This is a genomic window from Micromonospora sp. WMMB235 (genome assembly GCF_001855515.1).
GTDB classification, from domain to species: domain Bacteria; phylum Actinomycetota; class Actinomycetes; order Mycobacteriales; family Micromonosporaceae; genus Micromonospora; species Micromonospora aurantiaca.
In genome coordinates, this window is the sequence record NZ_MDRX01000001.1 from 4,660,127 (window position 1) to 4,687,005 (window position 26,879).

25 protein-coding genes, 1 tRNA gene and 1 other RNA gene are annotated in these 26,879 nt (G+C 68.3%); 11 read left to right on the plus strand and 16 right to left on the minus strand.

Annotated elements, in window-relative coordinates:
* Positions 1–110 precede the first annotated feature (110 nt).
* The 5 genes from BFV98_RS20490 to BFV98_RS20510 form a co-directional block, all read right to left on the minus strand.
* Complete coding sequence (locus BFV98_RS20490; protein ID WP_071097460.1) at positions 111–2,336, minus strand: cell division protein FtsK; 2,226 nt, start codon at positions 2,334–2,336, stop codon at positions 111–113.
* Entirely contained in the window at positions 2,329–2,685 is a 357-nt protein-coding gene (locus BFV98_RS20495; RefSeq protein ID WP_071097461.1) for a hypothetical protein, read from the minus strand. Before BFV98_RS20495 ends, BFV98_RS20490 begins: the two co-directional genes overlap by 8 nt.
* Before the next feature lie 89 nt (positions 2,686–2,774).
* Positions 2,775–3,575, minus strand: coding sequence for an ABC transporter permease (locus BFV98_RS20500; RefSeq protein WP_071097463.1), 801 nt, complete (start codon positions 3,573–3,575; stop codon positions 2,775–2,777).
* A complete protein-coding gene (locus tag BFV98_RS20505) occupies positions 3,572–3,946 on the minus strand; it encodes an RRQRL motif-containing zinc-binding protein (protein ID WP_071097465.1) in 375 nt (124 codons plus the stop codon). Before BFV98_RS20505 ends, BFV98_RS20500 begins: the two co-directional genes overlap by 4 nt.
* A complete protein-coding gene (locus tag BFV98_RS20510; RefSeq protein WP_071097467.1) occupies positions 3,946–4,191 on the minus strand; it encodes a DUF6284 family protein in 246 nt (81 codons plus the stop codon). Before BFV98_RS20510 ends, BFV98_RS20505 begins: the two co-directional genes overlap by 1 nt.
* A 409-nt stretch (positions 4,192–4,600) precedes the next feature.
* Here BFV98_RS20510 and BFV98_RS20515 point away from each other — a divergent pair, with 409 nt between their 5' ends.
* Complete coding sequence (locus BFV98_RS20515; protein WP_071097469.1) at positions 4,601–5,467, plus strand: GntR family transcriptional regulator; 867 nt, start codon at positions 4,601–4,603, stop codon at positions 5,465–5,467.
* Positions 5,464–6,153, plus strand: a complete 690-nt coding sequence (locus tag BFV98_RS20520) for an HAD family hydrolase (protein WP_071097471.1) — start codon at positions 5,464–5,466, stop codon at positions 6,151–6,153. Before BFV98_RS20515 ends, BFV98_RS20520 begins: the two co-directional genes overlap by 4 nt.
* A 21-nt stretch (positions 6,154–6,174) precedes the next feature.
* On the opposite strand, the gene BFV98_RS31985 is transcribed toward BFV98_RS20520, so the two are convergent.
* From BFV98_RS31985 to BFV98_RS20560, 10 genes are all read right to left on the minus strand, one after another.
* Positions 6,175–9,843 (minus strand): hypothetical protein, encoded by a 3,669-nt coding sequence (locus tag BFV98_RS31985; protein ID WP_143025348.1) that lies wholly within the window; start codon positions 9,841–9,843, stop codon positions 6,175–6,177.
* A 40-nt stretch (positions 9,844–9,883) separates the two neighbouring features.
* Positions 9,884–10,768: a YDG/SRA domain-containing protein gene (locus tag BFV98_RS20525; protein ID WP_071097473.1), complete on the minus strand. Its 885-nt coding sequence runs from the start codon at positions 10,766–10,768 to the stop codon at positions 9,884–9,886.
* Positions 10,769–11,013: 245 nt separating this feature from the next.
* Positions 11,014–11,250, minus strand: coding sequence for a hypothetical protein (locus BFV98_RS20530; protein WP_143025349.1), 237 nt, complete (start codon positions 11,248–11,250; stop codon positions 11,014–11,016).
* A gap of 351 nt (positions 11,251–11,601) precedes the next feature.
* Positions 11,602–12,153 (minus strand): hypothetical protein, encoded by a 552-nt coding sequence (locus BFV98_RS20535; RefSeq protein WP_225319525.1) that lies wholly within the window; start codon positions 12,151–12,153, stop codon positions 11,602–11,604.
* 220 nt (positions 12,154–12,373) lie between these two features.
* Positions 12,374–13,756, minus strand: a complete 1,383-nt coding sequence (locus tag BFV98_RS20540; RefSeq protein WP_071097476.1) for a hypothetical protein — start codon at positions 13,754–13,756, stop codon at positions 12,374–12,376.
* 10 nt (positions 13,757–13,766) lie between these two features.
* Positions 13,767–14,144, minus strand: a complete 378-nt coding sequence (locus BFV98_RS31990) for a hypothetical protein (RefSeq protein ID WP_041799133.1) — start codon at positions 14,142–14,144, stop codon at positions 13,767–13,769.
* 259 nt (positions 14,145–14,403) lie between these two features.
* A complete protein-coding gene (locus tag BFV98_RS20545) occupies positions 14,404–14,925 on the minus strand; it encodes a hypothetical protein (protein ID WP_013289058.1) in 522 nt (173 codons plus the stop codon).
* The gene (locus tag BFV98_RS20550) at positions 14,922–15,536 is read right to left on the minus strand and encodes a hypothetical protein (protein WP_071097478.1); all 615 of its coding nucleotides are present in this window, start codon (positions 15,534–15,536) and stop codon (positions 14,922–14,924) included. Before BFV98_RS20550 ends, BFV98_RS20545 begins: the two co-directional genes overlap by 4 nt.
* Positions 15,537–15,587: 51 nt before the next feature.
* A complete protein-coding gene (locus tag BFV98_RS20555) occupies positions 15,588–16,100 on the minus strand; it encodes an NUDIX domain-containing protein (protein ID WP_071097480.1) in 513 nt (170 codons plus the stop codon).
* Between the two features lie 21 nt (positions 16,101–16,121).
* Positions 16,122–16,583, minus strand: coding sequence for a hypothetical protein (locus BFV98_RS20560; protein ID WP_235437441.1), 462 nt, complete (start codon positions 16,581–16,583; stop codon positions 16,122–16,124).
* 347 nt (positions 16,584–16,930) lie between these two features.
* On the opposite strand from BFV98_RS20560, the gene BFV98_RS20565 reads away from it, so the two are divergent.
* Positions 16,931–17,263, plus strand: a complete 333-nt coding sequence (locus BFV98_RS20565; protein ID WP_030273827.1) for a YciI family protein — start codon at positions 16,931–16,933, stop codon at positions 17,261–17,263.
* Positions 17,260–18,483 carry an RNA polymerase sigma factor gene (locus BFV98_RS20570; RefSeq protein ID WP_071097482.1) on the plus strand — a complete coding sequence of 408 codons (1,224 nt, stop codon included), beginning with the start codon at positions 17,260–17,262 and terminating at the stop codon, positions 18,481–18,483. Before BFV98_RS20565 ends, BFV98_RS20570 begins: the two co-directional genes overlap by 4 nt.
* A 63-nt stretch (positions 18,484–18,546) precedes the next feature.
* Here the strand turns inward: BFV98_RS20570 and BFV98_RS20575 are convergent.
* Positions 18,547–18,631 (minus strand) — tRNA-Ser (locus BFV98_RS20575).
* A gap of 81 nt (positions 18,632–18,712) precedes the next feature.
* Between BFV98_RS20575 and ffs the strand changes: the two genes are divergently transcribed.
* The 7 genes from ffs to BFV98_RS20610 all read left to right on the plus strand — a co-directional run bounded on the left by ffs (position 18,713) and on the right by BFV98_RS20610 (position 26,873).
* An RNA gene (gene ffs, locus BFV98_RS20580) (signal recognition particle sRNA small type) lies at positions 18,713–18,802 on the plus strand.
* 107 nt (positions 18,803–18,909) lie between these two features.
* Entirely contained in the window at positions 18,910–21,822 is a 2,913-nt protein-coding gene (locus BFV98_RS20585; RefSeq protein WP_071097484.1) for a DNA polymerase III subunit gamma and tau, read from the plus strand.
* Positions 21,823–21,930: 108 nt separating this feature from the next.
* Positions 21,931–22,239, plus strand: a complete 309-nt coding sequence (locus tag BFV98_RS20590) for a YbaB/EbfC family nucleoid-associated protein (RefSeq protein ID WP_013289051.1) — start codon at positions 21,931–21,933, stop codon at positions 22,237–22,239.
* Positions 22,240–22,247: 8 nt separating this feature from the next.
* A complete protein-coding gene (gene recR / locus BFV98_RS20595) occupies positions 22,248–22,841 on the plus strand; it encodes a recombination mediator RecR (protein ID WP_013289050.1) in 594 nt (197 codons plus the stop codon).
* A gap of 322 nt (positions 22,842–23,163) precedes the next feature.
* Entirely contained in the window at positions 23,164–24,825 is a 1,662-nt protein-coding gene (locus tag BFV98_RS20600) for an ABC transporter substrate-binding protein (RefSeq protein ID WP_013289049.1), read from the plus strand.
* A gap of 78 nt (positions 24,826–24,903) precedes the next feature.
* Positions 24,904–25,908: an ABC transporter permease gene (locus BFV98_RS20605; protein ID WP_013289048.1), complete on the plus strand. Its 1,005-nt coding sequence runs from the start codon at positions 24,904–24,906 to the stop codon at positions 25,906–25,908.
* Entirely contained in the window at positions 25,905–26,873 is a 969-nt protein-coding gene (locus BFV98_RS20610) for an ABC transporter permease (RefSeq protein WP_013289047.1), read from the plus strand. The genes BFV98_RS20605 and BFV98_RS20610 overlap by 4 nt, the downstream gene beginning before the upstream one ends.
* The last annotated feature ends 6 nt before the right edge of the window (positions 26,874–26,879 follow it).

Sequence of the window (26,879 nt, forward strand, 5' to 3'; positions counted from 1 at the left end):
CGGCCGTGAGCTGCTAGCTACTAGCGGGCAGCTCATGATTCGGATGGGGTGCTAGCGGGGGTGCTAGCGCTAGCAGGACGGGCCGCTAGCGCTAGCACCCTCAGAGGTGGTTATCCGGCGGACCGCTTGCGGTCACGCTCCGCAATCGCGGCCAGGAGGTCGGCGTGCTTGATGCCGCGCCGGGTGACCGGCTTGCCGTCGATGCGGCGGCCGACGTCGGCGACCTTCACGGCCGGGTGGGGCTTGAGCGCGGTGGTGAGCTGCGCCGCCTCCCACCCGCCGTACACGTCGGGTCGCAGCTCGGCCAGGAGGCCGCACAGCGTCTCGTTCCAGGCGGCCTTGTCGTCGCCCGGCCACACGCGGGCCAGGTCGCCGAGTACGTCGGCCACGGGCGCGATGTCGCGGGTCTGCTCGTCCGGCTTGGGCAGCGTCCCGGCGGTCTGGCGGAGGGCGACGGCGCGGGTGACGATGCGGGCGGCGGCGGTGGTGTCGACGTAGAACGACCGCACCGCCGACGCCTTCGGCCCGAACCCCCGCAGGATCCCCCACCCCGCCTCAATCACCGGCTGAAACACCGTGGCCCGGTAGCCGTTCTTGTAAGCCGAGGTGCCAAGGATCATGTCGTTCGCGGTCTGGTCAGCGACGGAGAGGCAGAAGCGGCTGTTGACGTTGCGGGTGATGCCCGTCGGGAGGCTGTCCTTGTCGGGGATCTGCGTGCCGATCATGATGATCACGCCGAGCGCCCGGCCGAGCTTGATGACCTTTTCCAGCAGTTCGCCTGCGTCTTTGCCGTACTTGCTGGTCATCAGCTCTTGCAACTCGTCGAACCACGCCACCAGGGGATGCAGGCCGGACCCCTTGAGCGACGCCAGTTCCGGCGTGACCTTGTTCTCCGGGGCCTTACCGAGGCGGGCGTAGTGCTCGATGCGCTTGGAGCGGCGGCGGCACTCCTCGTAGAGCCACTCGATGAAGGCGAAGCAGCGGGCGAGGGTGTCGTCATCGAAGCCGTTGCCGTACTCGGCCATCACCGGCTCAAGGACGGCGAAGTCCCCGACGCCCTTGAGTTCGTAGCCTCGGATCTCGGCGCGGGGGTCGAGAGCGGCGGCCAGGATCAGATCCCGCAACGCGAACGTCTTCCCGCTGCCCGGCTGCCCGCCGAACAGGAAGTTGCGGAACATCAGATCCACAGCCACGGTGTCCAGGCGGGGCGTGGTGGCGAACGGGAACGCCTTGAACACGTCCACCTTCGCCGAGGCCGACAGCAGCGGCCACGGCGGTTGCTTCATCTGCGACGCCGGTTCGTAGCCCACCCACAGCGCCAGGCGGCCGGTGTGACCCGGCGCGGGCTCGGGCCACACCTGATCCAGCGGAAGCCGCATCGCCGAGGCCAGCTTGCCCCGCCGGGCGACCACCTCGGCCGCCTCCACCCCATACGGCAGGTCGACCACAGCCAGGTGGCCAGGGCCGTCACGGTGGATGTCCACCGGGAACGAGATGGCCTTCGGGTCTTTGGCTACCGCGCTGTTGATGCCGCTCATTTGCAGCGACGTGAGCGCCCGCCGCACCAGGTCGGCGGTCAGCTTGCGGTAGCGGCTGCCCTCGGTCACCCGGTCGGTGAGCGGCTTGTCCGCCGGACGCCCGAGCGTCGCCAGCAACGGCACCACCACCAGCAGCGCGGCGTAACGCCACCACGCCGGGCCGAGCGCCAGCACCACCGCCCCGACCACCATGGCGGCAGCCGTCGCGGCGAGCACCCACCACCGCCACACCGTCTGCCGCTGGCGGCGGGCGTCGAGCTTCATCCACGTGTCCGCATCCCCCCGGGACGCGGCGGCCTGCCGCAGGTGCCAGTTGCCTTCCTCGGCGCTGGCCCAGCGCAGCGCCCGACCGGCACCCCGGAACAGACCCAGCGGCGCGTACACGGCCGTCTTCGCCGCGTACTTCGGCATCCTGACGGCGTGGTAGGCGGTGACGTAGCCGGCGTCCTTGACCTGGTGGCGCAGCGCGGCACGGAAGGCGCGCCAGGAACGCGCCCAGTCGGCCAGGATCGGCCGGCGGTCCCGCTGCCGGGCCAGCACGTCACGGGGGATGTCGTCGGCGGTGTCGACCGGGCCGCCGTCGCGGTCCGGGCCGTCGTCCACGCTCTCCGCGTCGTCGGCGGCGTCGTCCGGGGCGTCGTCGTCGGCCGAGGGACGCGGGCGGGGGGTGCGGCGGGCGCGGGCGTCGTCCAGGTCGACCACCTCGGCATCCGGCCCGCCGGTGGTGGGGTCGGTCAGGTCCGCTTCGGCGGCCTGCCAGTCGAAACGGTCGTCATCGTGAGGGGTGGGGCTAGCCACGGCGGGCCTCCTTGCGAGTCGCGGGGATGCGGGAGGTGGTGCGGATGGCAGCGATGTCGGCGCACAGCCGGGCGTAGGAGTCGATCTGCCACGGCGTGGTGCGGGTGAGGCCACGCTCGGCGAGGGCGGCGGCGACGGCGGTGAACTCCCGTTCGTCGGGCCGGTCGTAGTCCTCCATGCGAAGCGGCAGGTCCACCCATTCGGTGCCCTGGCTGTAGTCGATGAGCAGCGTGTAGCCGCCGCACGCGGCGGCGGTGATCGTGGCTCGCAGCGGAGTGCCGAGCCAGAGGGGGCGGCGGGGACGCAACCGGGCCGCTGCTCGCCGCAGCGCCCGCAGAGGTGACAACATCAGTGCTCTCTCCTAAGGGTGTGATGCCGGATGGGGAGACCGGCGGCACGGCGTGGTTTGCGAGGCCAGGGCCGTGCCGCCGGGCGGCGCTAGTCGTGCGTGCGGACCAGGTGGGCCAGTGCGGCGCCCATGCCGAGCACTGCGACCGGGAGGCAGGCGACGGCGGTGGTGATCCACCACGGGGCGGCGGTGACGCCGGCGGCTTCCAGGAGGTGGTAGGCGACCTGGCCGAGCGCGCCGACCAGGAGTGAGGCGATCGCGGACCACTTCGCGAAGCGGCGTGCCCGCTCCGGTACCCGGCCGGACAGCCACACGTACAGCGCGTACGCGCCGTAGGTCTCCACCCCGATCGGCAGGGTGATCGCGGAGTTGATGGAGAAGCTGTCCCAGATTCCCGGCAGCGGGTGAACCACGCCGAAGCCGGTGAGTCCGCCGAGTCCGACCCACCCGGACCAGATCGCCACGAACGCCGGCAGCGCCAGCAGCACCACCGGCCACACCACCGCCGAACGAACCGGCGCGGGCGGCGCGGCCGGGGTGGGCGTGTCCGGGCGACCGACCGGCGTGGCCTCGGTGTCCGGCTCAGACGGCGTGATCTCTGGTGCGGGCGTCGGGTCCACCGCGACCGGCGGCGCGGGCTCGGGCACGGTCGGTGCGTCGGCCGGGTCCGGGGTGTCCGGGGCGGTGCTGTCGACCGGCAAGGTGGTGGGCTCGGCCTTGAGCAGGGCCAGGAGTTCACCAGCCTTCGGCGCGCCGATGCGGAACTCACGCATCAGCCGGTTCCGCGACGGGAACCGCTGCCCCTCGGGCAGGTCCAGCCCTCGGGCGGCGGGCAACAGGTCTTCGAGGGGCTGCGGGTAGCGGGTGCCGTTGATCGTGGGGGCGGTCATGCTGCGTCCTCCAACGGGTAGGCGCACGCGAGGCATTCGCCCAGCGAGCGCGGAATGTAGTAGCCGCGCACCTGCCGGCAGGTCGGGCAGGTGCGGCGGGCGGTCAGCGCGGCGGCGATGGCGCGCCGTTGGGCGGGGGTGGCGGTGCGCTTCGGCCGGGCCAGGTCGACCCGGTAGAGGTAGGCGGCGCGGGTGCCGCCCACGCCGCGCCAGAGCACCTGAGCGGCAATCGGTTGACCACCGGGCCGTAGACCGGCGGCGGTCAGTTGGCGGCGGGTGGCGTAGCCGGGCGGGGCACCCCGCCACCAGTAGGTGGGGATGCCGTACCGCGCTCCATCCGGATCGTGAAAGGCGGCGCGGATGCGCGACATCAGGCCGCGCGGTGCGGGATCGGGTGGGCGGCCAGCTCGGCGGCGGCGCGGGTGACGCGGGCCTCGGCCCGGCGCAGGCGACGCCAGTCCAGCGCAGTCGGTCCGCCGTGGTCCTCGGCGTAAAGCAGGGTGATTTCGGCGTCGAGTACGTCCAACTCGGCCGCGATCAGCGGCCACTCCGCCTCGATGGCTGCCAGGTTTTCGGCGGCCGGCTCGGCAGTGACAGGGGCGAGGTGCTTCCGCACTGGAAACCTCCGGGGAGTCGATGAAGTGGGGAGCCCCCGGGGTGCGACCAAACCGGCCGCACACACCCGGGACGAACAGCGAACAAGAGGCAGAAGCCGAAACCGCGCGCCAAGATCCGGCCCGCTCGGCCCGCTCGCTCGGGATCTACCGAGGTCGGTCACCGTGTGACTCAAGGCGGGGATGCCGCAGACGGATCTACGCGGCGCTTCTGCTGTGAAGTTCTGAATGAACGACCACACGACCGGCCCGTGAGCGCGCAGCGCATGCGCCACCTTCCCCGGCTTCCGCTCGGCTTGTCTTGCCTGGCTAGCCAGGCCCGACGCAATGAACGTAGGTCTGCCTGGCTAGCCAGGTCAAGGGGGCGCGGCAAACTTTCCTTACTTGGCTAGTCAGCGCTACCGTGTGCGGGTGAGCGAGAACCTTGACTTCCTCGGTCAGCTAGATCCCGACGACCCCAAACAGGCTTCGCAGCAGATCGCGAACAAGCTGCGGGCGGCCATCCTCACGCGCCGGCTCGCCCCGGGCGACAAGCTGCCTTCGCAGCCCGAGCTAGCCGCCCGCTACGGCGTAGCGCGGGAAACGGTCAAGCGAGCGTTGGAACTGCTTCGGGCAGAGCGGCTGATCGTGTCTCGGCAGGGCAGCGGCGCATTCGTCCGAGCGCAGACGCAGCGAGCCGTCGAGCTGCGTCCACACATTGAAGCGGCGTTCGAGCGACCGCACGTCACCATCGACTTCGCTGGGTTCTCCGGGGAGACGCTGCGCGATGCGCTCGCCGAAGCGCTCGACAAGGTGCGGGTCGGTCGGCTCGCACCGGAGACGATCGCCGTACGGGTCCTGATCTCCGACATGACGGTCCCGATGGCGCTGCCATCGCGGGCCGAGACGCAGGCCGACGACCCAGCGGTACGCGAGCGCGCGGAACGCATCACCCGGCGGGCGGCAGACGGCATCATCGACCAGGTCGCCGAGCTGGGCGACCTCGGACTCATTCGGTCAGCCCTGGTTGAGGTGCGGATGCACCGAGCATCCCCGCTGTTCAAGCTCTACATCCTGAACGGCGAAGAGGTCTTCTACGGCTTCTACCCGGTCGTTGAGCGCACAGTCTCAATCAAGGGCGAGCCCATGGCGATTTACGACCTGATGGGCAAGGACGTGCCGCTGTTCCACTACGCGGTGACCGACGATGACACCTCGCACGGCACGCAGTTCGTGGAGGCATCCCGCCAGTGGTTCGACTCGGTGTGGTCGACCATCGCTTACCGGTATGACGGATGACCGCCGACCTTGGCCGGCTGCTTAGTGAGGTCGGCGCGGTGCTGCTCGACTTCGACGGGCCGGTGTGCAGCGTCTTCGCCGGCTACCCGGCGCCGCAGGTTGCCGCCGAGCTAGTTGACGTGCTGCGGCGGCAGAGTGTCGACGTCCCGCCGGACCTCGCCCGCGAGACGGACCCGCTTGAGGTGCTGCGCCGCACCGGCGCGACCGGCGACCAGGGTGTGACACGGGCGGTAGAGGACGCGCTCTGCGCAGCCGAGCGCCGGGCGGTCGATACCGCCGAACCTACGCCTTACGGGCGGGAGGTCATCGTGGCCGCGCGACAGGCAGGGCTGTCCGTAGCGGTAGTCAGCAACAACTCTCCCGGTGCGGTCAGCGCTTACCTAGGGGCACACCGACTCGCCGGGTACGTGTCCCCGGTGGTCGGGCGGTCGTACGCCGATCCGGCTCGGATGAAACCTAACCCTGAACCGATCCTGCAAGCAGTCCGAGCTCTCGCTGTGGCGCCGGACCGCTGTGTCCTTATCGGTGACTCGCTCTCGGACATCGAGGGAGCCGGGGCAGCTGGAGTGCGGGTAATCGCCTACGCAAACCGAGCCCAGAAGGTGTCAGCGTTCCGGGCCGCGGGAGCCAATGCCATCGTCACCAGTATGAGCGAGGTAGCCGGCTACTTGATTTCGACCGAGTAGTTGCGAAAGCGGCCGTCTAACTTAACGCCTCCGTTTCGTGGAGCTTCGGTTGGGCTGCGGACGACGTGCACGGCTTACCTTTCCCTGAATGAACCGTTCGACCTGTTCAATAGCGATAACGGGGACGTTCGATTCGAGGAGTCGGGGTGAGACCAAGTCACGACTCGTCACAATAACTGGTTCCACTGTCCAGCCGGCGAGGTCTGCGTCTAGTTTGAAGTGCTTTATGACCGACTGCAGGTTCTGCCTCACCCATTGGGCACGTCCGGTCAGTTTGCGCAACGCACTCCGGTCGCCGTAGAGGAGATTGTCTGCTTCGTGGGCAAGTTCCCTGGGTATGCGAGCTAGTTCAAAGTCCTTCGCTTCGCCTACGAAGACCAGGCGGCGATCAACGTGGATACCGATCGCATCAATGTCACCAAGGTCGTCGCCATTGCTGGACTGTAGTCTCTTTCCGTCGACCTTCGAAAGTCGGGCGGCGGCAAGAGAACATCCTCCTCGGCCGAAGGCGTCGGCCACGGACTGCTCGAAGGCTGAATTCTCCTCTTGACGGATGGTGCTCACCACCCTCTTGAGTTCCGGCGTCTTTGCGCGCATTCGGCCCGAGTAGATGAGATTAAACCAATACTCGCCCGCTGACCAAAGACGCCGATTACCCCACACCAAGTCTTGGCTATTTTGTGGACCGTTCAACTGCACAAGAGGGCGGCGCAGGTACGACCATTCCCTGTTGTAGCGCCACGGATAAGCATCGGCGCCGACGGAGAGGAAGCGGCGACGAGGCCGAAGGCTAAGGTTGTCGATAAATTTGCTAACCTTGCCGTCTTCCCACTCAAGCGAATCACGCAACCGCTGCTCCACCACTGGGCGGGGAAGGCGGCAAGGCTCCTCGGAGCAGCTTTCATCTCCAAGCCGAATGAGCTCGGCGATCCCCGCAGCAAGATCGGCCAATGTGAAGCCGAACTCGGCCAAGATTGCGGATTCAACAGCAGAGGACGGCATGCTAGGTGATGCGGCCATCTCCTTGGGAGCGGAGTCGGTTTCGATCGCCAACCGCCTGATTGCCTCTGCCTGAGCCTGCCCGAAGGCGCCTGTGCCGATCTCGTACCTATCTCCACGAGAAGTTCCCAGGCGCTTGGAGTCGAGCACCGACAACTTCGCGTCTGAGAATCGGTAGTGAATGGCGTCCGACAGTGTCGCGCGGGCATATATCTCAGCGGCCAATGCCAGAAGGTGATCGTATACGTCAAGCGAGATTTTCTTAGTACCTGACGGTGGTGTGGCGGCGACGTATTCGACCAGGAACCGACTTGCGATCGCCGCCTCGGTCCGCTTCCGCTCGCTGCGGGCGATCTCCTCCGTCAACTCCGGGGACTCCCCGAAGCACGCGACGCGATATGCGAGCGATTGGCGCTCTAGCGCGTCTGCGTACAGGTTAGCCTCGTCGTGATTAACGAGATACTCGATCAAGCCGTCCGGGTCTAGTTGGCCCACCTCGGCCTGAATCCGCTTGAAATAGTAGTCAACGCACTCGCCAAGTATGCTCGTGCGATCGGCGTCTGGTATGTCTCCGACGCTGTAGCCAGCTTCCGCGAGCCAATCGCCTAACTGGTCAAGGACTACGGCTGTCACGGCCGGTTGAACCAACCGGGCCGCGCGGAACGTTGCGGGACGAAGCAGAACGTCAGCGCGCGTGTTTGTTCGAATGATCTTCTTTCGACCAATCGGTGCCACCGTGTCGACTATGGAAGCCAGCCCCTCTAGGTCGATGCCTGTTGCGTCGGCAAGCGCAGTGGCTAGGGCGGCGACGAGAAGCCTGTCTGCTTCGTTCCTCTGAGAAAAGAGGCTCCGCGCTCCACGCGCATGCAGGCAAAGCTTGGCGCTGCCCAGCGTCGAATCGCTAGCGGAGATCCAAGTGCTGTCAGCACCTTCGTCAGTCGATCCCGCCAGCGCTGAAACCCATGCCTCCTCGTCGTCAATCGCCAGCTCGACACGAAGACGATCGCCTGAAGAGCCTTGCAAGAACCCGGGAACATGCAGGAAAAGTTGCCAGGTCCAATAAGCTGCCGCGTTTGCTACTTCATTTACAAACCCTCTCAACCTGGGGCCTGTTTCTGCGTCAGCACCGACCCATATATGGAGGTCGCCGAGCTCGACTAGCCTCTCATCTTCTTCGTGTCGTGGGTGCACAAAGTAGATCGGCGCATTGTCGGTGCCGTGCATTGACACAACCTGAACGAACGCCGGCCGTCGAGGGCTAGGCACTTCGTGCGCGCCGACCTTGCGGTAAGCTTCCGCCTTAAGCGGTAAAGAATAATCAGTAGAGATGTGCAGCGAGTCCGGCCGACGGTCATCCGAGAGGTAGAAACTGTAGTCGCTTTTTCGATACAAGCCGTACCGGTCGAGTGTACTGAATGAGAGGACTCTAGTCGTCTCATGCAACCGGTCATCGGCTTGAGCGAAACGCCAAAGGGCAAGCGGATCTGCCCCGTCGAGGACCCCAATAACTTCTAGTTCAGCCGGCCTCGCCATGATGATTGGCCCATCGCGCCGGGGTGACATCAGGCCGAGCGTATACGATCGACCTAGAGGTTCTTGCAGGATCAGGCGGAGCGTGTTCGCGTCCTTCGGATCCGAGTCTCCTGCCGAATCGACTACCTCCCGTAAGCGCTGACTCAGGTCTGGAACGCTCCAAACGCCGAATGGATCATCGGCAGCGTAATCGCGGAGGTCGTCAGTAAGGATGGCGAGATCAAGGAACTTGTCATCGGCGAACTCGAAGCGCTGACGAATGATCAGAGGGTCCGGCGTTTTCTCGACCGGAGTGAGTGGGCGCATCCCAAATAGCTGTAGGGTTATGGCCGCTTCCCTGGCTACCTGCCGTCGGATAGCCACAGCCAGCTCCTCGATGCAACCATGGCGCTGTGCAAGGGTGACGAGATTGTGGCGCAATGATCCCGAGAGTTCGGCTGGATTGGCTACGATAAGGTCCTCACCAAGTTTCAGAAACGGCCTGACCACGAGGGCGTTTTCGTCTGGCGCCGGCGTAGAGGCATCGACGGCCCTAGGAGTCAATGCAAGGTCGTGCACTACCCCGATCGCGCCCGTCGGTAGAAGACTGCCCAGCTCCGTGGGTGTCAAGAGCACGGTCCGCGAAAGGCGTTCGAGCGTCTCTCGGCCTGGAACGAATACCTTCGCGCGCATCTTGGTTCCCGGCATTTGGCCGCGATACAGTCCTGCGCGACGGCAGACAAGGTCGCTGATCCTTAGCAGCGCTGTTGCGAGAAGTGAAGCATCGCGCCGGAATTCCTCGGGTAGGAGATTTTCGTGAGGCGTGAAGATTGCCCGCAGCATGCGCCCGGCAACCTGGCCGGCCTCTGTGCAGAGCCCTTCGATTGTGAGTTGTGGACCGCCGTGGAAGGGAACGTCGCAGGTGAAGAGGTCTTCCGGCGGATCCTCGTTGTGTAGCACCTCCTCGACGGGTGGGCGTTGTAGCGCCTGGCGCAACCCGCTCGGGGACAGCCTCCCCACGTTGCCTCGTATCGGAAGCCCAGCACCGATCGCCGCTAGACGCTGTAGGCGCAGATAGGCCGGGCGGTTCTCGGGGAGGAGTTGGAGCGCAGCCGCGGCCTGAACAAGTGAGGGGCCGTCGACCGTTACCCAAGGCCGAGCGGTCGGGTCTACGAGCACAGCGGTTCCTTGTCTTCGGATCGGAGACGCTTGTTGGATTTCAGTCGGTCTTCTCGTCGCTCACGTGATGCTTTCGGTGGTATTCAAACTGAGCCCAATTCAGCGGGTGGCTGCTGGTTACCCTGAGATCACCTAGGGCGCTATTGCTCCCGATCTCCCGAACCTGACCCGAAGAATCGATGTAAATCGCCCCAGTGTCGAATAGGAGGTGATGGTTCGGGCAAAGGCAAAGAATGTTGTCCGCATCATCTGGGCCGTTGTGGGGCTTACCCAAAGGCCGAATGTGCGCGGCTTCGGCGTATGCTCCGGCGGGAGTGATGAGTCGTACCCCGCAAATCTGGCAGGTGTAGTCGTGGAGTCGCTTCACGCCTACGGCTTTGGCCGTACTTCTGACCAGCCGCTGGATGGTGGTCTCGACACGGCTGACAGGCTTGCCGGGGTCGCTCTGAATGGGGTCCGGCGGCGGGTCCGCACTTTCGAGGGCGACCAACCTGTATCGCCAAATCTTGAAGCCATCGATGCCTGTAGCCGTCCAATGGTCGACTACTCGAAACAGGCCGTCATAGCGGAGGCCCGTCGTCGGTGAGTGCTTAGGGTCTCCTCCAGCGCCACGGATCACTCGAACCGGGTTGCCGTCGAGCTGGCTCCTGGCAAGGCCGAGGTTGCCGAGGATCAGCTTTTGGTCTGCGATCTGCCGCTTTGTGCTTGGGTCGTTGCCGCCCTGGCCCGTGTAGACGATCTCGTCGCCGTAGTCCTCATCGTCCACGTACCCGCCCGACACGACGATGGACTCTGCACCGTCGGCCCCGCCACAGATGCCGCCTTGGTTCGGTCGGTGAACCTGGGACTTCGCGAGCTCGGTCCGGTTAGCAAAGGTCGAGCCCGGTGGGAAGCCTGGGATCTCGCCGTAGGTCCGCTTCGGCATACGGGCACGATAGGGGAGGCCTGCGACATCCGGGCGCCCGGAGACGGCGGGATGTCGCGGGCGGTCTCAGTGTCGTCTCGCTCGGCCACGTCCGGAGGTCATCCGGTGACCTCCCCACACCGCTCGACGCCGCTCCCCGGTACGGCTGCGAGGCTGGGCGGATGCCCGAGGACGGAATTGGAGGCGTGCCGGCATTCCGAAGGCGTAGCGGGCGGGGGCTAATCGCAGACGATGCCGAACGCTGTTCAGCGCAGCCCACGCACCAGGTCGGCAAGCTCGCTCAGAGCCGAGGCATATGACGTCTCGTCCAGCAGGTCTGTTATCACGATGCCCGTGGGGAATTCGGCCGCGATCCGGTAGCGACCGCCCTGGTCCACTACGCGAAGCCCGATGGCCTGCCGAAGGTTCACCCAGTCGTTCTGGTCATCGTCGCGGTGGTGCCGGCGAAGCGGCGCCCAGCATCCTCCTGCCAGCTCCTTCATCTCCGCAACGCTACGCACTTGGCTCGGGCAGACGTGTCCGGTCTACGACACCGCGGTCTTCAGGAGAGGACGCCGCGGTCTCAACTCCGGTCTCATTCGCCGCCGTACGCAGCCGTTCGCGGTGGTCCGACGGACAGCAGATCCGCTGGTCGTGTGCACGTTGGAACTAGCCCGGATGCATGATCGCAGACCTCGAAAGCGTGTGAGGGTTTACGCCCTCCGCGGGTTCAAATCCCGCCGCCACCGCTCGTGAAATGCGAGAACGCCCGGGTCGATCCGCGAGGATCGCACCGGGCGTTCTCGCATCCCGTCACGAAGGAGCCGTCGGTGCGGCCAGCGTCGCCGCGCCTGTCACCGCACGCCGGGCCCGAAGCCTGTCGCGCTCATGGCGCGTATCACCGCAGGCGAGTCGAGCAGCCGTACCGCTGACTCGACGCAGAGTCCGCGAATGCACACCTCGAGCGGGTTGGCCGCCGGGAACAGCAGTTGGCCGTCCCGTTGTCGCCAGGCCTTCACCAGATCCGACGACCTGACGAACTCGAGCTGGGAATAACTGTGACTGCGGCCGCGCAGCGCATCGGCACCGAAGTCGCAGATTGCCAGGACGGTGAGCATCAGAGTGTCTTCGATGCTCCCGTCCTGGCCGGTCGGGTCGTCGACGTCGCTTCGCATCGCCAGCCGGAAGGCGCATCGCCCGGATGTGTAGCCGGTGTCGAGGAGGGAGCCGTCGAGGACTTTCTTCGAGAGGAGGGCTTCGACGGCGTAGCCGGCTGCTGTCGACGTCGACCGCGTCCTGCCGAAGGTGCCCTCCGCTCCTTCGAGTTGCCTCGTCTCGCCGCTCCTGATGACTCCGGTCTCCTGGATCGCCCACTCTGCCGGCACGCGCATGGTGGGGATGCTCACGACTCCTGGATGGCGGACGTTCCCCTCACTGCTCCGAATGCCGACCAGTACCAGCTCCGGGTCGTCGGCGGGCACCATGACGAGACCGATCACTGCTTGGGGAAGATCATTCGGTGCCCGGCGTCGAATCGTCGACGCCTCATCTCGAAGCCACATCGGTCCTCGCTCGAAGAATATCGATCTGTTTCGTTGGCTTGTATTTTCGGATAGGTCGGCGTGGTCAGTGACTGGCGGCAATTGGGCGAGCCAGAATGGTGGTGCGGAACCATCCCTCGCGCTGCGTCAACAGACGATTCAAACGATCAGTATACGCCTCGGTGTACAGGTCGGACTGGCTGACCACGAGGAGGTTCTCCTCCCGGTCCCAGTCCTCGGCTGCGACGAGTTCGTCGAAAGGCTCATGCCGGTTGAGCACCAACTCGAACACGGCGAAGCCGAGTTGTGAGCCGTCCGCCGTGGAAACGACCTGGTATCCGTGGAACTGGAATCGGCTCTCCGGGGCATCGAGGCCGCAGCAGATGAACAACTCCCGCTGCGCTGCGCGTATGAACGCCTTCACCGGGACCCCGAGCGGGCCATCGGTTCTGGTTGCCTGCCACATCGCGTCGGTGGCGGCATCCACGTGCCGGTCGGCGAATACCGGAACTCCCAGTGCGGTAGCCAGGTCCTCCTCAAGGAGCCTGCTGGTGATGAGCGAGTATTTTCCGAAGGAGTCGGTGTCCGAGAACTCGTTGCGCTGCCTGAGCATGACGACCGGGCCGCGGTTGGTGTTCGCGCGGATCATCACGGCCGCCACTGGCATGCAGGCGGGACGGGCCTGCCCGCCGGTCCCGTACGGCTCGAGGCCGTGTACGACGAGGTAAGGCGTCTTCTCGTCGTGCCGGCCTCCCGGCGGTGGGGGGCCGTTCACATCGCTCGCTTCGATCAGGTCACAGCGCACCTGCCGGATCGCCAGCTCTTCGCAGCCTTCGATCAATCGGCTGTGCATGTCATCTAGAATGGGATAGTTGTCGTCCGTCTCCTCGACCACCAGAAGGGGAAGGTCGTTGCTCTGATGGCCGGCCCCTATTGTCAACCAGAACTCTTTACGGCCTGTACTGCGGACGGTGACGTGCATCAGCATTTCCAAGAAATAGTGACGCATCCCCAGCAACTGCAATGCTTTGCTCCGCCTGGCAGCGGCGGCGGGGACCGCCCGCGCCTGCTGACGAGCGCAGTTTCGGATCGTGTCCACGGCCGCCTGCCAGTCCCGTACGACCGGCCCGAGCCCGACTCCGCTGCGCCCGGTGAGAATCATTGACGGCGTCGGTGTGACGTAATGCAGGCTGTCCCACGGGAAGTCCTTTTCGCTCTTGCGTACCTCCGCGGCAACTGTTGACATCGCCAGTACTACGCTCCGGCTGGCGATTCCGCATATCGAGATCTTCGAGGCCTCGCGTAACGTACGTTCCAGCTCGGAGCGCCGGTTCGCCTCCGGCGGCCCCACCAGATACTGGCTCCGTCGCAAAGCGTTCGACGACTTGGACGTGGCGGGGCCGGTTTTCCCCATCAATTCCTCGGTGAGCCGAAGATCCTCGTTGCCCCTGCCCCCATGATTTGCCATGTCGCTGTCCTCAAAGATGTGAACGATAGACGCGGGAGACCTCTCGGATCATGACCGTCCATTGCCGCAGGATGTCTTCCTCGTCGGCGTCTGATCTCGCCACCGCATTGGCGAGGCTGAGGCATGCCTCGCGAGCTGCCTGGTCCTTCAATCGCGCGGCCGACAGCACCAACCGACGACGTACCGCCGATTCCGATTCGGTCAAGGCGCGATAGACGCTGATGTCCTCGAACAGTCCCAGTATCTCGTCACATCTCGCACGCTGGTCCTCCCTTCTTCGCCGTCGACTCTCTCCCGACCCCGCAATCATCGGCGCGACAAGACCCGCGATCAGCCCTACGAGTGCCATGACTGCGGGAATGAGGGCTGGAACGACGGGCTGGTCCATGGCCTCCCCAGATCACGGTGCGCGACACGTAGGCGGACATCGAGATGGCCCCGTCATGGGCACCAATGCGGCCATTATCACATGAAAATGAAGCGCAGAGAATCATCCAATCAGGCCGTACCGGCGTCAGAGCTCAGGGCTTCGCTATTCGATAAGCGGCAGACCTGATAAATCGTCCCATTGGTCGAGCGTGGGTCGTTGAGCCGAGGCGCCGGAAGCGGCCGGGTGGAGGGCTGTGCCCGGCGGTCGCTGCCGAGCGTCAGCAGGGGCCGTAGCCCTCGTCGAAGAGGCGACGGGCCCAGTCCGCGTACCCGGCGATGATCTCGCGGACGGTGACGCCGTCGTGCAGGAACAGGTACGCGCGGTCGCCCTCGCGGGCGAGCAGCCCGGCGAAGCGGTGACTGCCGGGCGGTGCCGGCAGGTCGACGGCGCCGGGATACGCGGCGCGGACCTCGCCGACCGGCGTGCCGGCGCTGATGCCCTCGGGCGTGCTCATCGGGTCGTCGAGCCACAGCAGGACGAGCCGGTCGTCGACGAAGATCGGGCTGACCGAGCCGTGCCCCACAAGCGCGGGTCCGCATGCCTCCTCGTCGGCGCGCAGCACGCCGCGCCGGGTCAGGGCCGCCTCGGTGTCGCCGAACTCCGCGTTGCGCAGGCCTTCCAGGCTGACCACCTGGGCGGCGCCGACCGGGCGGGTGGGCCACTGTGGATGAACGCCGCTGCCGGCTGCGGACGCGGCAGCAAGCATCGCGGCAATAAAGCCGAATTGTCGTAGCTTCATGCAATCCCCCAGTCACCAACGGGGCCAGGGCGATGAGGTTGCTGGTGCTGGTCGGATTGGCGTAGTTCCCACTCTTCAGCCAGGTCGTCCCAGTAGTCGGCGGACAGTCCACGGCGGCCGTGCGCCAGCCAGCCGTCCGTGTCGCGCTCGAGGTGCAGGCCCAGCTCGGCGAACGGGTCGATCCACGCGCCCGGCTCCGCGCCCAGCCGGGCCAGCGCCGTGTTGATCGGCCACTCGGTCCGCGGCCGGTCCAGCGCGGCGTCGTACCGCGGGCCCCAGCTCACCTCGCCGCCCAGCCAGACCACCGCCGACTGGTGGCCCAGGCCGCCCGCGAACTCCGCCTCCAGGTACGCCACCGGGCCGCTCCTCGACCAGCGGGCCAGCACCTCCGCGAGCGGCGGCGACAGCACCAGCCGGAACGGGCGCTCGGCGCGCGGCTCGTCGGTGGCGTAGTCCGGCAGGCCGCCGGTCAGTTCCTGCACCAGTTGCGGGGTGACCGGCAGCAGCGCGAAGTCCTGGCGGAGCGCGGCGAGCACCGCGTGGTCCAGGTCGGCGGTCTGCTCGCGAAGCAACTCGACGTCGGCGACCACGGCGCTGAGCTGGTAACTCATCCGGTCCTCTCGGCATCCACACGCTGTGGATGGAACATGTGTACGAGGGTCTCAGGTGGTTCCGTTGGTCAGGTACCTCGGGCGTCCGTCGCTCAGCGCGGCCACCGCGTGACGCAGCCGATGCCAAACGTACGGGCGAAGCAGCGCCTGCGCATCATCGAGCGCAACGAATCGTGCGTCGGCCAGTTCGCCGTCAGCCGGTTTCAACGGCTCGGCGGGAGGCAGTGCGCCGCCGTCGAAGATGAACATCAAGCTGTCGTCCCACGGGCCGTGCGGTGCCACCCAGTCCACGACCAGCAACGGTCCGACGCGCAGTTCGAGACCCAACTCCTCGCGTAGCTCCCGCTCGGCGGCCAGGTGCGGCGGCTCGTTCGCCTCGGCCATGCCGCCCGGCAGGTCCCAGTCGGGCTTGTAGCGCGGATCTACCAACAGGATGTCGCCGTCACCGTTGCGCAGCAGTACGTCGGCACCCACCCGCTTCCGGGGCTGCCGCGCGTTGCCCTCGGCGAGGTGGACCTGCCAGGCTGCCGGATCTCGCTCGTACAGGGGACGCTCGTCGGCCATACCGACGATTGTCGGCCGTCCTCACGCCGTCGGCAGCGGCAGCGCCACCCATCTCCGCTCCCGGATGGCGTCGCGAAGCCGGTCCAGAAGCTGTGGCACGTCCGGGCACCGGACGGCATGCGACCGCAGCAGCAGTGCGAGATGTCTGAGCTGGTCGAGGACAACGGCCGACCCCAGCCCGTGGGTGAGTTCGACGGTCTGGTGCGTCAGGTCGCACGCCTCCTCGATCCGGGCCTGCCCGACGAGCGCGGTGGCCAGGAGCATCCGGGCGAGCGCCTGACTCCGCACCCGGCCGCCCGGCCGCTCGGCGACGTTGCCGTTGAGGATGCGAAGAGCGGCCGTGACGTCACCGAGGCGAAGTCCCGAACCAGCCAGCGACAGTGGTTTGGGGCAGCGGCTGTCGCCCGTGATAGGGATGGTGACGGTAGGCGCGGACAACGCGACCGAGGTGCCGATCCGCAAGCGCATGGCGAAGCGGTTCATGGGACCAGAAGCTGGGTGGAACGTCGGGAGCAGCGACGATGCGGTCCCGCTCCGCTCGTTGACAGGGAGCGCACCGTCCCGAGCCGTTGTCGGCAGCCAGGTTGGCGCCGCAACGCGCACACCTGCTTGGCCTCGATGCCGCGATCACTCACTTATTCAGTCTGCTCAGTGACTGTCGGTTATTCACGCAATGCATAACCGGCCATGACTAGGACGAGAGCTTTGACGTGCCACGTACGAGAATTGCGTGATCGACCTCGTCGGGGGCTGTCGGATCGGGGTGGCGGCGTTCGTAGCCGGGGTGACGGCGGCCCGGCCCGCGGCCGGCGAGAGTGAAAGAGGAACCGATGGCGCAGTACCTGATCTCCGTACTCGACGACACGACCGGCTCGGCCACCGACGCGGAGATGGCCGCGATCGGTGAGTTCAACGAGCGGTTGCGAGCCGACGGCCACTGGGTCTTCGCCGGTGGGCTCGCGGCGCCGGAGACGGCCACGGTCGTGGACGCGCGAGGCGGGAGTCCGCTGCTCACCGACGGGCCCTACCTGGAGACGAAGGAGTACGTCGGCGGGTTCTGGATCATCGAGGCGCCGGACTTCGACGTGGCGCTGCCGCTCGCCGCGCTGGCGTCGCAGCGGTGCAACAGGCGGGTCGAGCTGCGGCCGTTCCTGGGCGCGTGAGCGACGTCGGCGAGGCGCTCGCCCGGGTCCACCGCGGAGAGTGGGCCCGGGTCGTAGCCACGCTCGCCCGGCGCATCGGCGATCTCGACGTCGCAGAGGAGATGACAGCCGAGGCGTTCGCCGCCGCCGTCGAGCGGTGGTCGGCCGACGGCGTACCGCCGAATCCCGGCGCGTGGCTCACCACCACCGCGTACCGCAGGGCCGTCGACCGGATCCGGCGCGAGAGCCGGCGGGAGGACAAGCACCGGGAGGCGATGATGCTGGCCGACGTGCCGGAACCGCTCGGTGTCATCGACGACGACCGGCTCCGCCTGATCTTCACCTGCTGCCACCCGGCGCTGGCCATGGAGGCGCGGGTGGCGCTGACGCTGCGCCTGGTCGGCGGGCTCACGGTGCCCGAGATCGCGCGGGCCTACCTGGTTCAGGAGGCCGCCATGAGCAGGCGGATCACCCGGGCCAAGACGAAGATCAAGGCGGCCGGGATTCCGTACCGGGTGCCGTCCCGCGAGGACCTCCCGGCCCGGGTCACCGGCGTGCTCGCCGTTCTCTACCTGATCTTCAACGAGGGCTACCTCGCCTCCGACCCGGGCGGCAAGGAGGCGGTCCGCGCCGATCTGACCGCCGAGGCGATCCGCCTCACCCGGCTGGTCCGCACGCTGCTGCCCGACGACCACGAGGCCGCCGGGCTGCTGGCGCTGATGCTGCTCACCGAGGCGCGCCGGCCCGCCCGGGTCTCCGCGACGGGCGAACTCGTCGTCCTCGCCGAGCAGGACCGCAGCGCCTGGGACCGCGAACTCATCGCCGAGGGGCACGCCCTGGTCCGCGCGTGCATCGCCGCCGGACGGCCGCCGGGCCGCTACCAGATCCTCGCCGCCATAAACGCCGTCCACACCGATGCGCGCGACACGCGGGACACCGACTGGGCGCAGGTCGCCGCGCTCTACGACCATCTGGTACGCGTCGACCCGTCGCCGATCGTGCGGCTCAACCGGGCGGTGGCGGTCGCCGAGCTGGACGGGCCGCAGGTGGCGCTGGCGGAGGTGGACGGGTTGCCGCTGGAGGGTTACCACGCGTACCACGCGACGCGGGCCGAGTTGTTGCGCCGGATGGGACGGGGCGGGGAGGCGCGGGCGGCGTACGACCGGGCGATCGAGCTGGCTGGGAACAGCGCGGAGACGGCTTATCTGAAGCGGCGGCGGGACCAGTTGGGCGGCCGGTGAGGGGCACCGCGGAGTACGACTCAGGGCCGGCCCCGTGCGGGAACCGACCCTGTCGTCTGCGAGCGGAGGATACGAGATTCGAACTCGTGAGGGTGTGAACCCAACACGCTTTCCAAGCGTGCGCCCTAGGCCTCTAGGCGAATCCTCCGCGAGCCAGGATACAGGTCCCGCGACGGCGGGCCACCCCACCCTCCCGGAAGATCCACAACCCTTCGGGTAGGCTTGGCGTCACCTCCCGTGCGGCGGTACCTCGTGAACCTCCCCAGGGCCGGAAGGCAGCAAGGATAAGCGAGCTCTGCCGGGTGCACGGGAGGCCTTTCTGTCTCCCGGGCCGGGTAACGTCGCTGCGGGTCGGGTCACGGGGTGGTGGGTGGTCACCCGGGGCCGACCGGCGCAGAATGGCTCGGTCGAGAGGAGGCGGGACGGGTGGCACTGGCCCTTTACCGCAAGTACCGGCCGCGGACGTTCGCCGAGATGATCGGCCAGGAGCAGGTCACCGAGCCGCTGTCGCAGGCGCTGCGCAGCGGGCGGCTCAACCACGCCTACCTCTTCTCCGGTCCGCGGGGCTGCGGCAAGACCTCCAGCGCCCGGATCCTGGCCCGCTCCCTCAACTGCGAGCAGGGCCCCACCCCCGAGCCGTGCGGGCAGTGTGACTCGTGCCGCGGGCTGGCTCCCGACGGCGGCGGCTCGATCGACGTCATCGAGATCGACGCGGCCAGCCACGGTGGTGTCGACGACGCCCGTGAGCTGCGCGAGAAGGCGTTCTTCGCCCCGGCCCGCAGCCGCTTCAAGATCTACATCATCGACGAGGCGCACATGGTCTCGTCGGCCGGCTTCAACGCGCTGCTCAAGCTGGTCGAGGAGCCCCCTGAGTACGTCAAGTTCATCTTCGCCACCACCGAACCGGAGAAGGTCCTCGGCACGATCAAGTCGCGGACCCACCACTACCCGTTCCGGCTGTTCCCGCCGAAGGTGGTCCGCCCCTACCTCGAACAGCTCTGCGAGGCGGAGGGCGTCAAGGTCGAGCCGGCGGTCTTCCCGCTGGTGGTGCGCGCCGGCGGGGGCAGCATGCGCGACAGCCTCTCCGTGCTCGACCAGCTCATCGCGGGCGCCGGCCCGGAGGGCGTCGGCTACGCCCGGGCCGCCGCGCTGCTCGGTGTCACCGACGCCGCGCTGATCGACGAGATGTGCGACGCGCTCGCCGCCGGTGACGGCGCCGCCGCGTACGCCACCGTCGACCGGGTCGCCGAGGCCGGGCACGACTCGCGCCGCTTCGCCTCCGACCTGCTGGAACGCCTCCGCGACCTGATCGTCCTGCAGCAGGTGCCTGATGCCGCCGCCAGGGGCCTCATCGACGGCCCGGCCGACCAGATCGAGCGGATGGCCGCCCAGGCGCAGCGCCTCGGCCCGGCCACGCTGTCGCGCTGCGCCGACATCGTGCACAACGGCCTGGTCGAGATGCGCGGCACCACCGCGCCCCGGCTGCTGCTGGAACTGATCTGCGCGCGCATGCTCCTGCCCGGCGCGGACGACTCGTCCGGCGGCCTGCTCCAGCGCCTGGAGCGGATGGAGCGCCGGCTGACGCTCGGGGGCGCCGAGCTGCCGCCGGCCGCCGCCGACCCCGCGCACCCCAACCAGACCCAGGGGGTACGCCCGGCGGCTCCCGCCCCGGGCGCGGCTGCCGCCGCGGTCCACGCGGATTCCGCCGGCACGCCGGCGGCTGCCGGTGCCCCGACCGGCGCCGCCGCCGCACGTGCCGCTGCCGCCGCTGCGGTGGGCGCCCGGAACGCCGCACCCGGTTCCCGTCCGGCTCCCGCCGGGACGGAGCCGGCAGGCGGCCCGGAGGCTGCTTCCCCCGCCCCGGCCGCTCCCGAGCGAGCCGCCGTCGATCCGGCCGCTTCCGGCTCGCCCGCTGCCGCCTCTGATGCTCCCGCCGCTGCCCGACGTCCGGTACCGCCGTCCGCTGTGATGCCCGACCCGGCCACGCCCGAGCCGCCCCGCCCCGGCGCGGCGAATCCCGGCGCGCTCGACGCGGTCGCGGTGCGCCGCGTGTGGCCCGAGGTGGTCGGCAAGGTCAACCGCAGCAACAAGCGGATCGCCGCGCTGATGCGGGACGCGGTGGTACGCGACCTGGACGGCGACACGCTCGTGCTGACCGTGAAGTCGACGGTGCTGGCGAAGATGATGGCCGACCACGCCGCCGTGCTGACCGACGCGCTCTACGAGGAGCTGGGCGGTCGCTGGCAGATCCGCTGCGAGGTGGCGGGCGAGCGTGGCGCGTCCTCGCTCGGCGGCCCGTCCCGTCCGTCCGGTGCGAGCCGCGCGCAGGCCGACGCCGCACCAGGCCGCAACGCGCCCGAGAGCGCCCCGGCCCGCCCGGCGGCCGCCCCGTCCGGCCCGGCGTCCGACACCGGGTCCGGTCGCCCGGATTCCCGGGCGCTAGGTACTGCTCAGGGCCGTCCGGACGCCGACGCGGCCGATGCGGGACCGAGCCGTCCGGGCTACGACTCCGGACTCAACCGTCCCGGCTCCGACGCGGGACCGGGCCGCCCGGGTTCGGCCCACGCCGGGCCAGGCCGTCCTGACTCCGGTGTCGCCGGACGTCCGGCAACCGACGCCGTCGGCGGCGCCCCGGGACAGCCGGTGTCCGGCTCGGGCAGCGCCACGGGCAGCCGAGCCACTGGCAACCCGGCCACTGGTAGCCAGGCCGGGGGGCCGGCGGGCCGGGCAGGCGCGGGTTCGCCCGACGCCTCGCACCGTTCGACGGCGAGCCCTGCGGCAGACCAGACCGAGGAGGACTGGCCGGAGCCGGCCCGACCCGGTGGCACGGCCTCGGCCACCGGCACCGCCTCGGCGGCGAGCGGCGGCGACGGGGAGGACTGGCCGGCTGCGGCCCGTCCGGGCGGGGGCACGGCTACCGCTACCGCGCCTGTCGTCGTACCCAAGCCTGCGGCACCCGCGGCGGCGCCGGCGCCTGCCGCTGCGGCGAGGCCGGCGGGGGCGAAGAACAGCGCGATCGCGGCGGCGCGTGCGGCCGCGGCGGCTGCTGCTGCGGGCGGTGGTCCCGGCAAGGGGCCGCGCGCGGCGCAGCCGGCGCGGAAGACGGCCGATGCCGAGTGGGCGGGCGAGCCGCCCTACGACCCGGACTTCGACGGCCCGGTGCGAGGTGGGGGCGCGCCTGCGGCGGCACCCGCCTACGAGGGATTCGACCCGGGCGACGAGCCGCTGGACGACGTGATCGACGAGCGGACCGCCCGGCAGTCGAGCGAGGAGCAGGCGGTGCAGCTGCTGCGCGAGACGTTCGGCGCGGAGAAGATCGACGAGGTGGACGCGCGCTGAGCGCGCGCCGACCGCGATTCAGCGGTGCCGTGGCCCGACTAGGCTGGGCGCGGCCGAGCAGACGAGTGGAAGAAGGAGCGGTCCGTGCGCCCAGGTGGACAGCCGAACATGCAGCAGATGCTGAAGCAGGCGCAGAAGATGCAGCAGCAGATCGCCAAGGCCCAGGCCGAGCTGGCCGAGGCGGAGCTGACCGGCACCGCCGGCGGGGGTCTGGTCACCGCGACGGTCGCCGGTACCGGTGAGCTGAAGGCGATCAAGATCGACCCGAAGGCGGTCGACCCGGAGGACGTCGAGACGCTGGAGGACCTTGTGGTCGCGGCCGTGCACAACGCCGCCGAGGCGGCCCGCGAGCTGACCGAGAAGAAGATGGGCCCGGTCGCGGGCGGCATGGGCGGCCTCGGCCTGTCCGGGTTCTGAGCCGGCAGATGTACGAGGGTGCCATCCAGGATCTGATCGACGAGCTGGGCCGGTTGCCGGGCGTGGGCCCGAAGAGCGCTCAGCGGATCGCGTTCCACGTGCTGTCGGCGGATCCGGCCGACGTCAACCGGCTGGCCGGCGCGCTGCGCAAGGTCAAGGACCTGGTCCGGTTCTGCACGACCTGCTACAACGTGGCCGAGTCGGAGCAGTGCCGGATCTGCCGCGACCCACGGCGTACCGACGAGGTGCTCTGTGTGGTCGAGGAGCCGAAGGACGTGGTGGCGATCGAGCGGACCGGCGAGTTCCGCGGGCGCTACCACGTGCTCGGCGGCGCGATCAATCCGCTGGAGGGCATCGGCCCGGACAACCTGCGGATCCGTGAGCTGATGACCCGCCTCGGCGGCGGCGAGGTCCGCGAGCTGATCCTCGCCACCGACCCGAACACCGAGGGCGAGGCGACCGCCACCTATCTGGCGCTGATGGTCAAGCCGATGGGGATCGCGGTGACCCGGCTCGCGAGTGGACTGCCGGTCGGCGGCGACCTGGAGTACGCCGACGAGATCACGCTGGGCCGGGCCTTCGAGGGCCGACGGGCCGTCTGAATCCGGTCGTGCCGCCTCCGGCGGGTGCCCTGCGGGGTGCCCGCCGGACGTGTCTCCGGGCCGGAACGGGATGCTCGTCGATCTAACAGGAACGTGCGTCCGGGACCGGATCGACGTAATAAATTCGGCCTTCTAGCCGACGAAACATCGGAAACGCAAGGGATTCTCCTTCGATTCGTATGCCTCGTTGCGGAACAGACACGATTCGATACCAACCCGCCCCCCGCCCGTTTCCGCGCCGTCCACCCGAGGGCTAAGGTCTGCGCACATCGGTGACCCTGTCACCACGTTGTCCGTACCCCCAAGGACGAGGTGAAGCACCATGCGTGCATCCAGGCCGAAGGTCGCAATCGCGGCCATCGCGGTCGCGGCCCTCGCGGTTGCAGGCTGCGCCGAGAGCGACCGTGAGAGTGGCTCCGGAGATAGCAAGAAGGACACCCTCGTCTTCGGCGTCGCCGGAGACCCGAAGGTGCTCGACCCCAGCTTCGCCAGCGACGGTGAGTCGCTGCGCGTGGCGCGCCAGGTCTTCGAGACCCTGGTCCGTCCGGAGGAGGGCGGCACCAAGGTGACGCCGGGCCTCGCCGAGTCCTGGACGCCGGATGCGGCGGGCACGACCTGGACGTTCAAGCTCCGCTCGGGCGTCAAGTTCCACGACGGCACCGACTTCAACGCCGAGGCCGTCTGCGCCAACTTCGACCGCTGGTACAACGCCAAGGGCCTCATGCAGAGCCCGGACGTGACCGCGTACTGGCAGGACGTCATGGGCGGGTTCGCCAAGAACGAGAACCCGGACCTGCCGCCGAGCCTCTTCAAGTCCTGCACCGCCAAGGACGCCACCACTGTGGACCTGGCGTTCACCCGGGTCTCCAGCAAGATCCCGGCCGCGCTCATGCTGCCGTCGTTCTCGATCCAGAGCCCCAAGGCGATGGAGCAGTACGACGCCAGCAACGTGACCGGCACCGCCGAGGACATCAAGTACCCCGCGTACGCGATGGAGCACCCGACCGGCACCGGCCCGTTCAAGTTCAAGGCGTGGGACATCGCGAACAAGTCGCTCACCATCGAGCGCAACGACGACTACTACGGCGACAAGGCCAAGCTGAAGACCATCATCTTCAAGACGATCTCGGACGAGAACGCCCGCAAGCAGGCGCTCCGCTCGGGTGACATCCAGGGCTACGACCTGGTCGGCCCGGCGGACGTGGAGCCGCTGAAGAAGGAGGGCTTCAACGTCCTCACCCGGCCCGCCTTCAACATCCTCTACCTGGCGATCAACCAGAAGGGGAACCCGAAGCTGGCCGACCTGAAGGTCCGGCAGGCCATCGCGCACGCGCTGAACCGGCAGGCCCTGGTCGACTCGAAGCTGCCCCCGGGCGCCAAGGTCGCGATGAACTTCTTCCCGGACACCGTCGAGGGCTGGAACGGCGACGTCACCAAGTACGACTACAACCCGGAGAAGGCCAAGCAGCTGCTGGCCGAAGCCGGCGCGTCGAACCTGACGCTGAAGTTCCACTACCCGACCGAGGTCACCCGGCCGTACATGCCGAACCCGAAGGACATCTTCGAGCTGCTCTCGGCGGACCTCAAGGCGGTCGGCATCAACGTCCAGGCCATCCCGCTGAAGTGGAGCCCGGACTACCTCAACGCCACCACCTCCGGCAACAAGCACGACCTGCACTTCCTCGGCTGGACCGGTGACTACGGCGACGCGTACAACTTCATCGGCACCTTCTTCGACCGCCCGAAGGACGAGTGGGGCTTCAACAACCCCCAGCTCTTCGCGCAGTTCAAGGACGCCGACACCACCGCCGACGCGGCGGCCCGTACGGAGAAGTACAAGGCACTGAACAAGACGATCATGGACTTCCTGCCGGGCGTGCCGATCTCGCACTCCCCGCCGGCGATCGTGTTCGGCAAGGACGTGACCGGGATCAAGGCGAGCCCGCTCACCGACGAGCGGTACGCGACCGCAGAGTTCAAGTGATCTGAAGGCACCGTACGCGGGCGGGCGCTGTGACCACAGCGCCCGCCCGCACCCCTCCGCACACCCTCCGAGGCGCCCGTGTTCCGGTTCATCATCAGACGCCTGCTACAGCTGATACCCACGCTGTTCGGGCTCTCCGTCCTGCTGTTCATCTGGCTCCACCGACTTCCCGGCGGGCCCGAGACCGCGATCCTCGGAGAACGGGGCACGCCCGAGACGCGCGCCGCCATCCGGCGCAACCTCGGCCTCGACGAGCCGATCCTGGTCCAGTACGCCCGCTTCCTGCGGCGGATGATCCGGCTCGACCTGGGCACCTCGACCGGTACGAAGCGGGCCGTCACCACGGAGTTCGTGGAGCGGTTCCCCGGCACCGTCGAGCTGACCGTGATGGCCATGATCCTCGCGGTCGGCATCGGCATCCCGCTCGGCTACCTGGCCGCCCGCCGCCGGGGCCGGTTCCTCGACCACGCCTCGGTCGGCGGATCGCTCATCGGCATCTGCATCCCGGTCTTCTTCCTGGCGTACGTGCTCAAGGCGATCTTCGCGGAGAACCTGGGCTGGTTCCCCTCCAGTGGCCGGCAGGACCCGACCATCGGGGCGACCCGGGTCACCAACTTCTTCGTCCTCGACGGGCTCATGACCCGCGAGTGGGACGCCGCCGCCGACGCGCTCTGGCACCTCGTGCTGCCGGGCATCGCGCTCGCCAGCATCCCGCTCGCGATCATCGTCCGGATCACCCGGGCCAGCGTGCTGGAGGTGCTCAACGAGGACTTCGTCCGGACCGCCGAGGCCAAGGGCCTGACCGAGCGGACCGTACGCCGCCGGCACGTGCTGCGTAACGCCATGCTGCCGGTGGCCACCTCGATCGGCCTGCAGACCGGTCTCCTGCTCTCCGGCGCGGTGCTCACCGAGACCGTGTTCGCGTTCAGCGGCATCGGCGCGTTCGTCGCCGAGTCGATCAGCCAACGCGACTACCCGGTGCTGATGGGCTTCATCATGATCATTGCGGTGGTGTACGTGCTGGTGAATCTCCTGGTCGACCTCTCCTACAGCGTGATCGACCCGAGGGTGAGGGTGCGATGACCATCACCACTGGCAAGAAGCGCGAGAAGATCGACCGGCTCGCCGAGCTGGCCGCCCGCGACGACGAGCAGGGGGTGAGCCTCTGGAAGGAGGCGTTCCGCCGGCTGCGGCGCAACCCGGCGGCCGTCATCGGCGTCATCATCCTGGCGGTCTTCGTCCTGGTCGCCGTCATCGGGCCGTTCCTCGTCCCGTACAGCCCGACGGACTCCATCGGCATCCGCGAAGGACTGGTCAAGTCCGGCCAGGGCATCATCCCGGGCGTCTCCGCCGACCACTGGCTCGGCTTCGACCACCAGGGCCGGGACGAGTTCAGCCGGCTCATCGTCGGCGCCCGGCAGACGCTGCTCGTCGGCGTGGTCTCCACCCTGATCGGCCTCGCGGTCGGCGCGCTGATCGGCGGCGTCGCCGGTGCCGCGGCCGGGCTCGGCGGGCGCTGGGGCCGCTGGATCGACACCACCCTGATGCGCTTCATCGACATGCTGCTGGCCATGCCGAGCCTGCTGCTCGCGGTGAGCATCGCGGCGCTGCTCGGCGCCAGCCTCACCACCGTGATGATCGCCGTCGGTGTGGTGTCCGTGCCGATCTTCGCCCGGCTGCTGCGCGGCTCGATGATCGCGCAGGCCAACAGCGACTACGTGCTGGCCGCGACGTCGCTCGGCGTGAAGCGCTCCAGGATCGCCCTCACCCACGTGGTGCCGAACTCGATCGCCCCGGTCATCGTGCAGGCCACGCTGACGCTGGCCACCGCGATCATCGAGGCGGCCGCGCTGTCCTTCCTCGGTCTCGGCAACCCCGACTCGGCCATCCCGGAGTGGGGCGTCATGCTCGCCGACGCGCAGCCGTACCTGGGCATCCGGCCCGGCCTGGCGATCTATCCGGCGCTCGGCATCATCATCACCGCGCTCGGGTTCACCCTGCTCGGTGAGGCGATGCGCGAGGCCCTCGATCCAAAGCTGCGGAAGTAGGTCAGT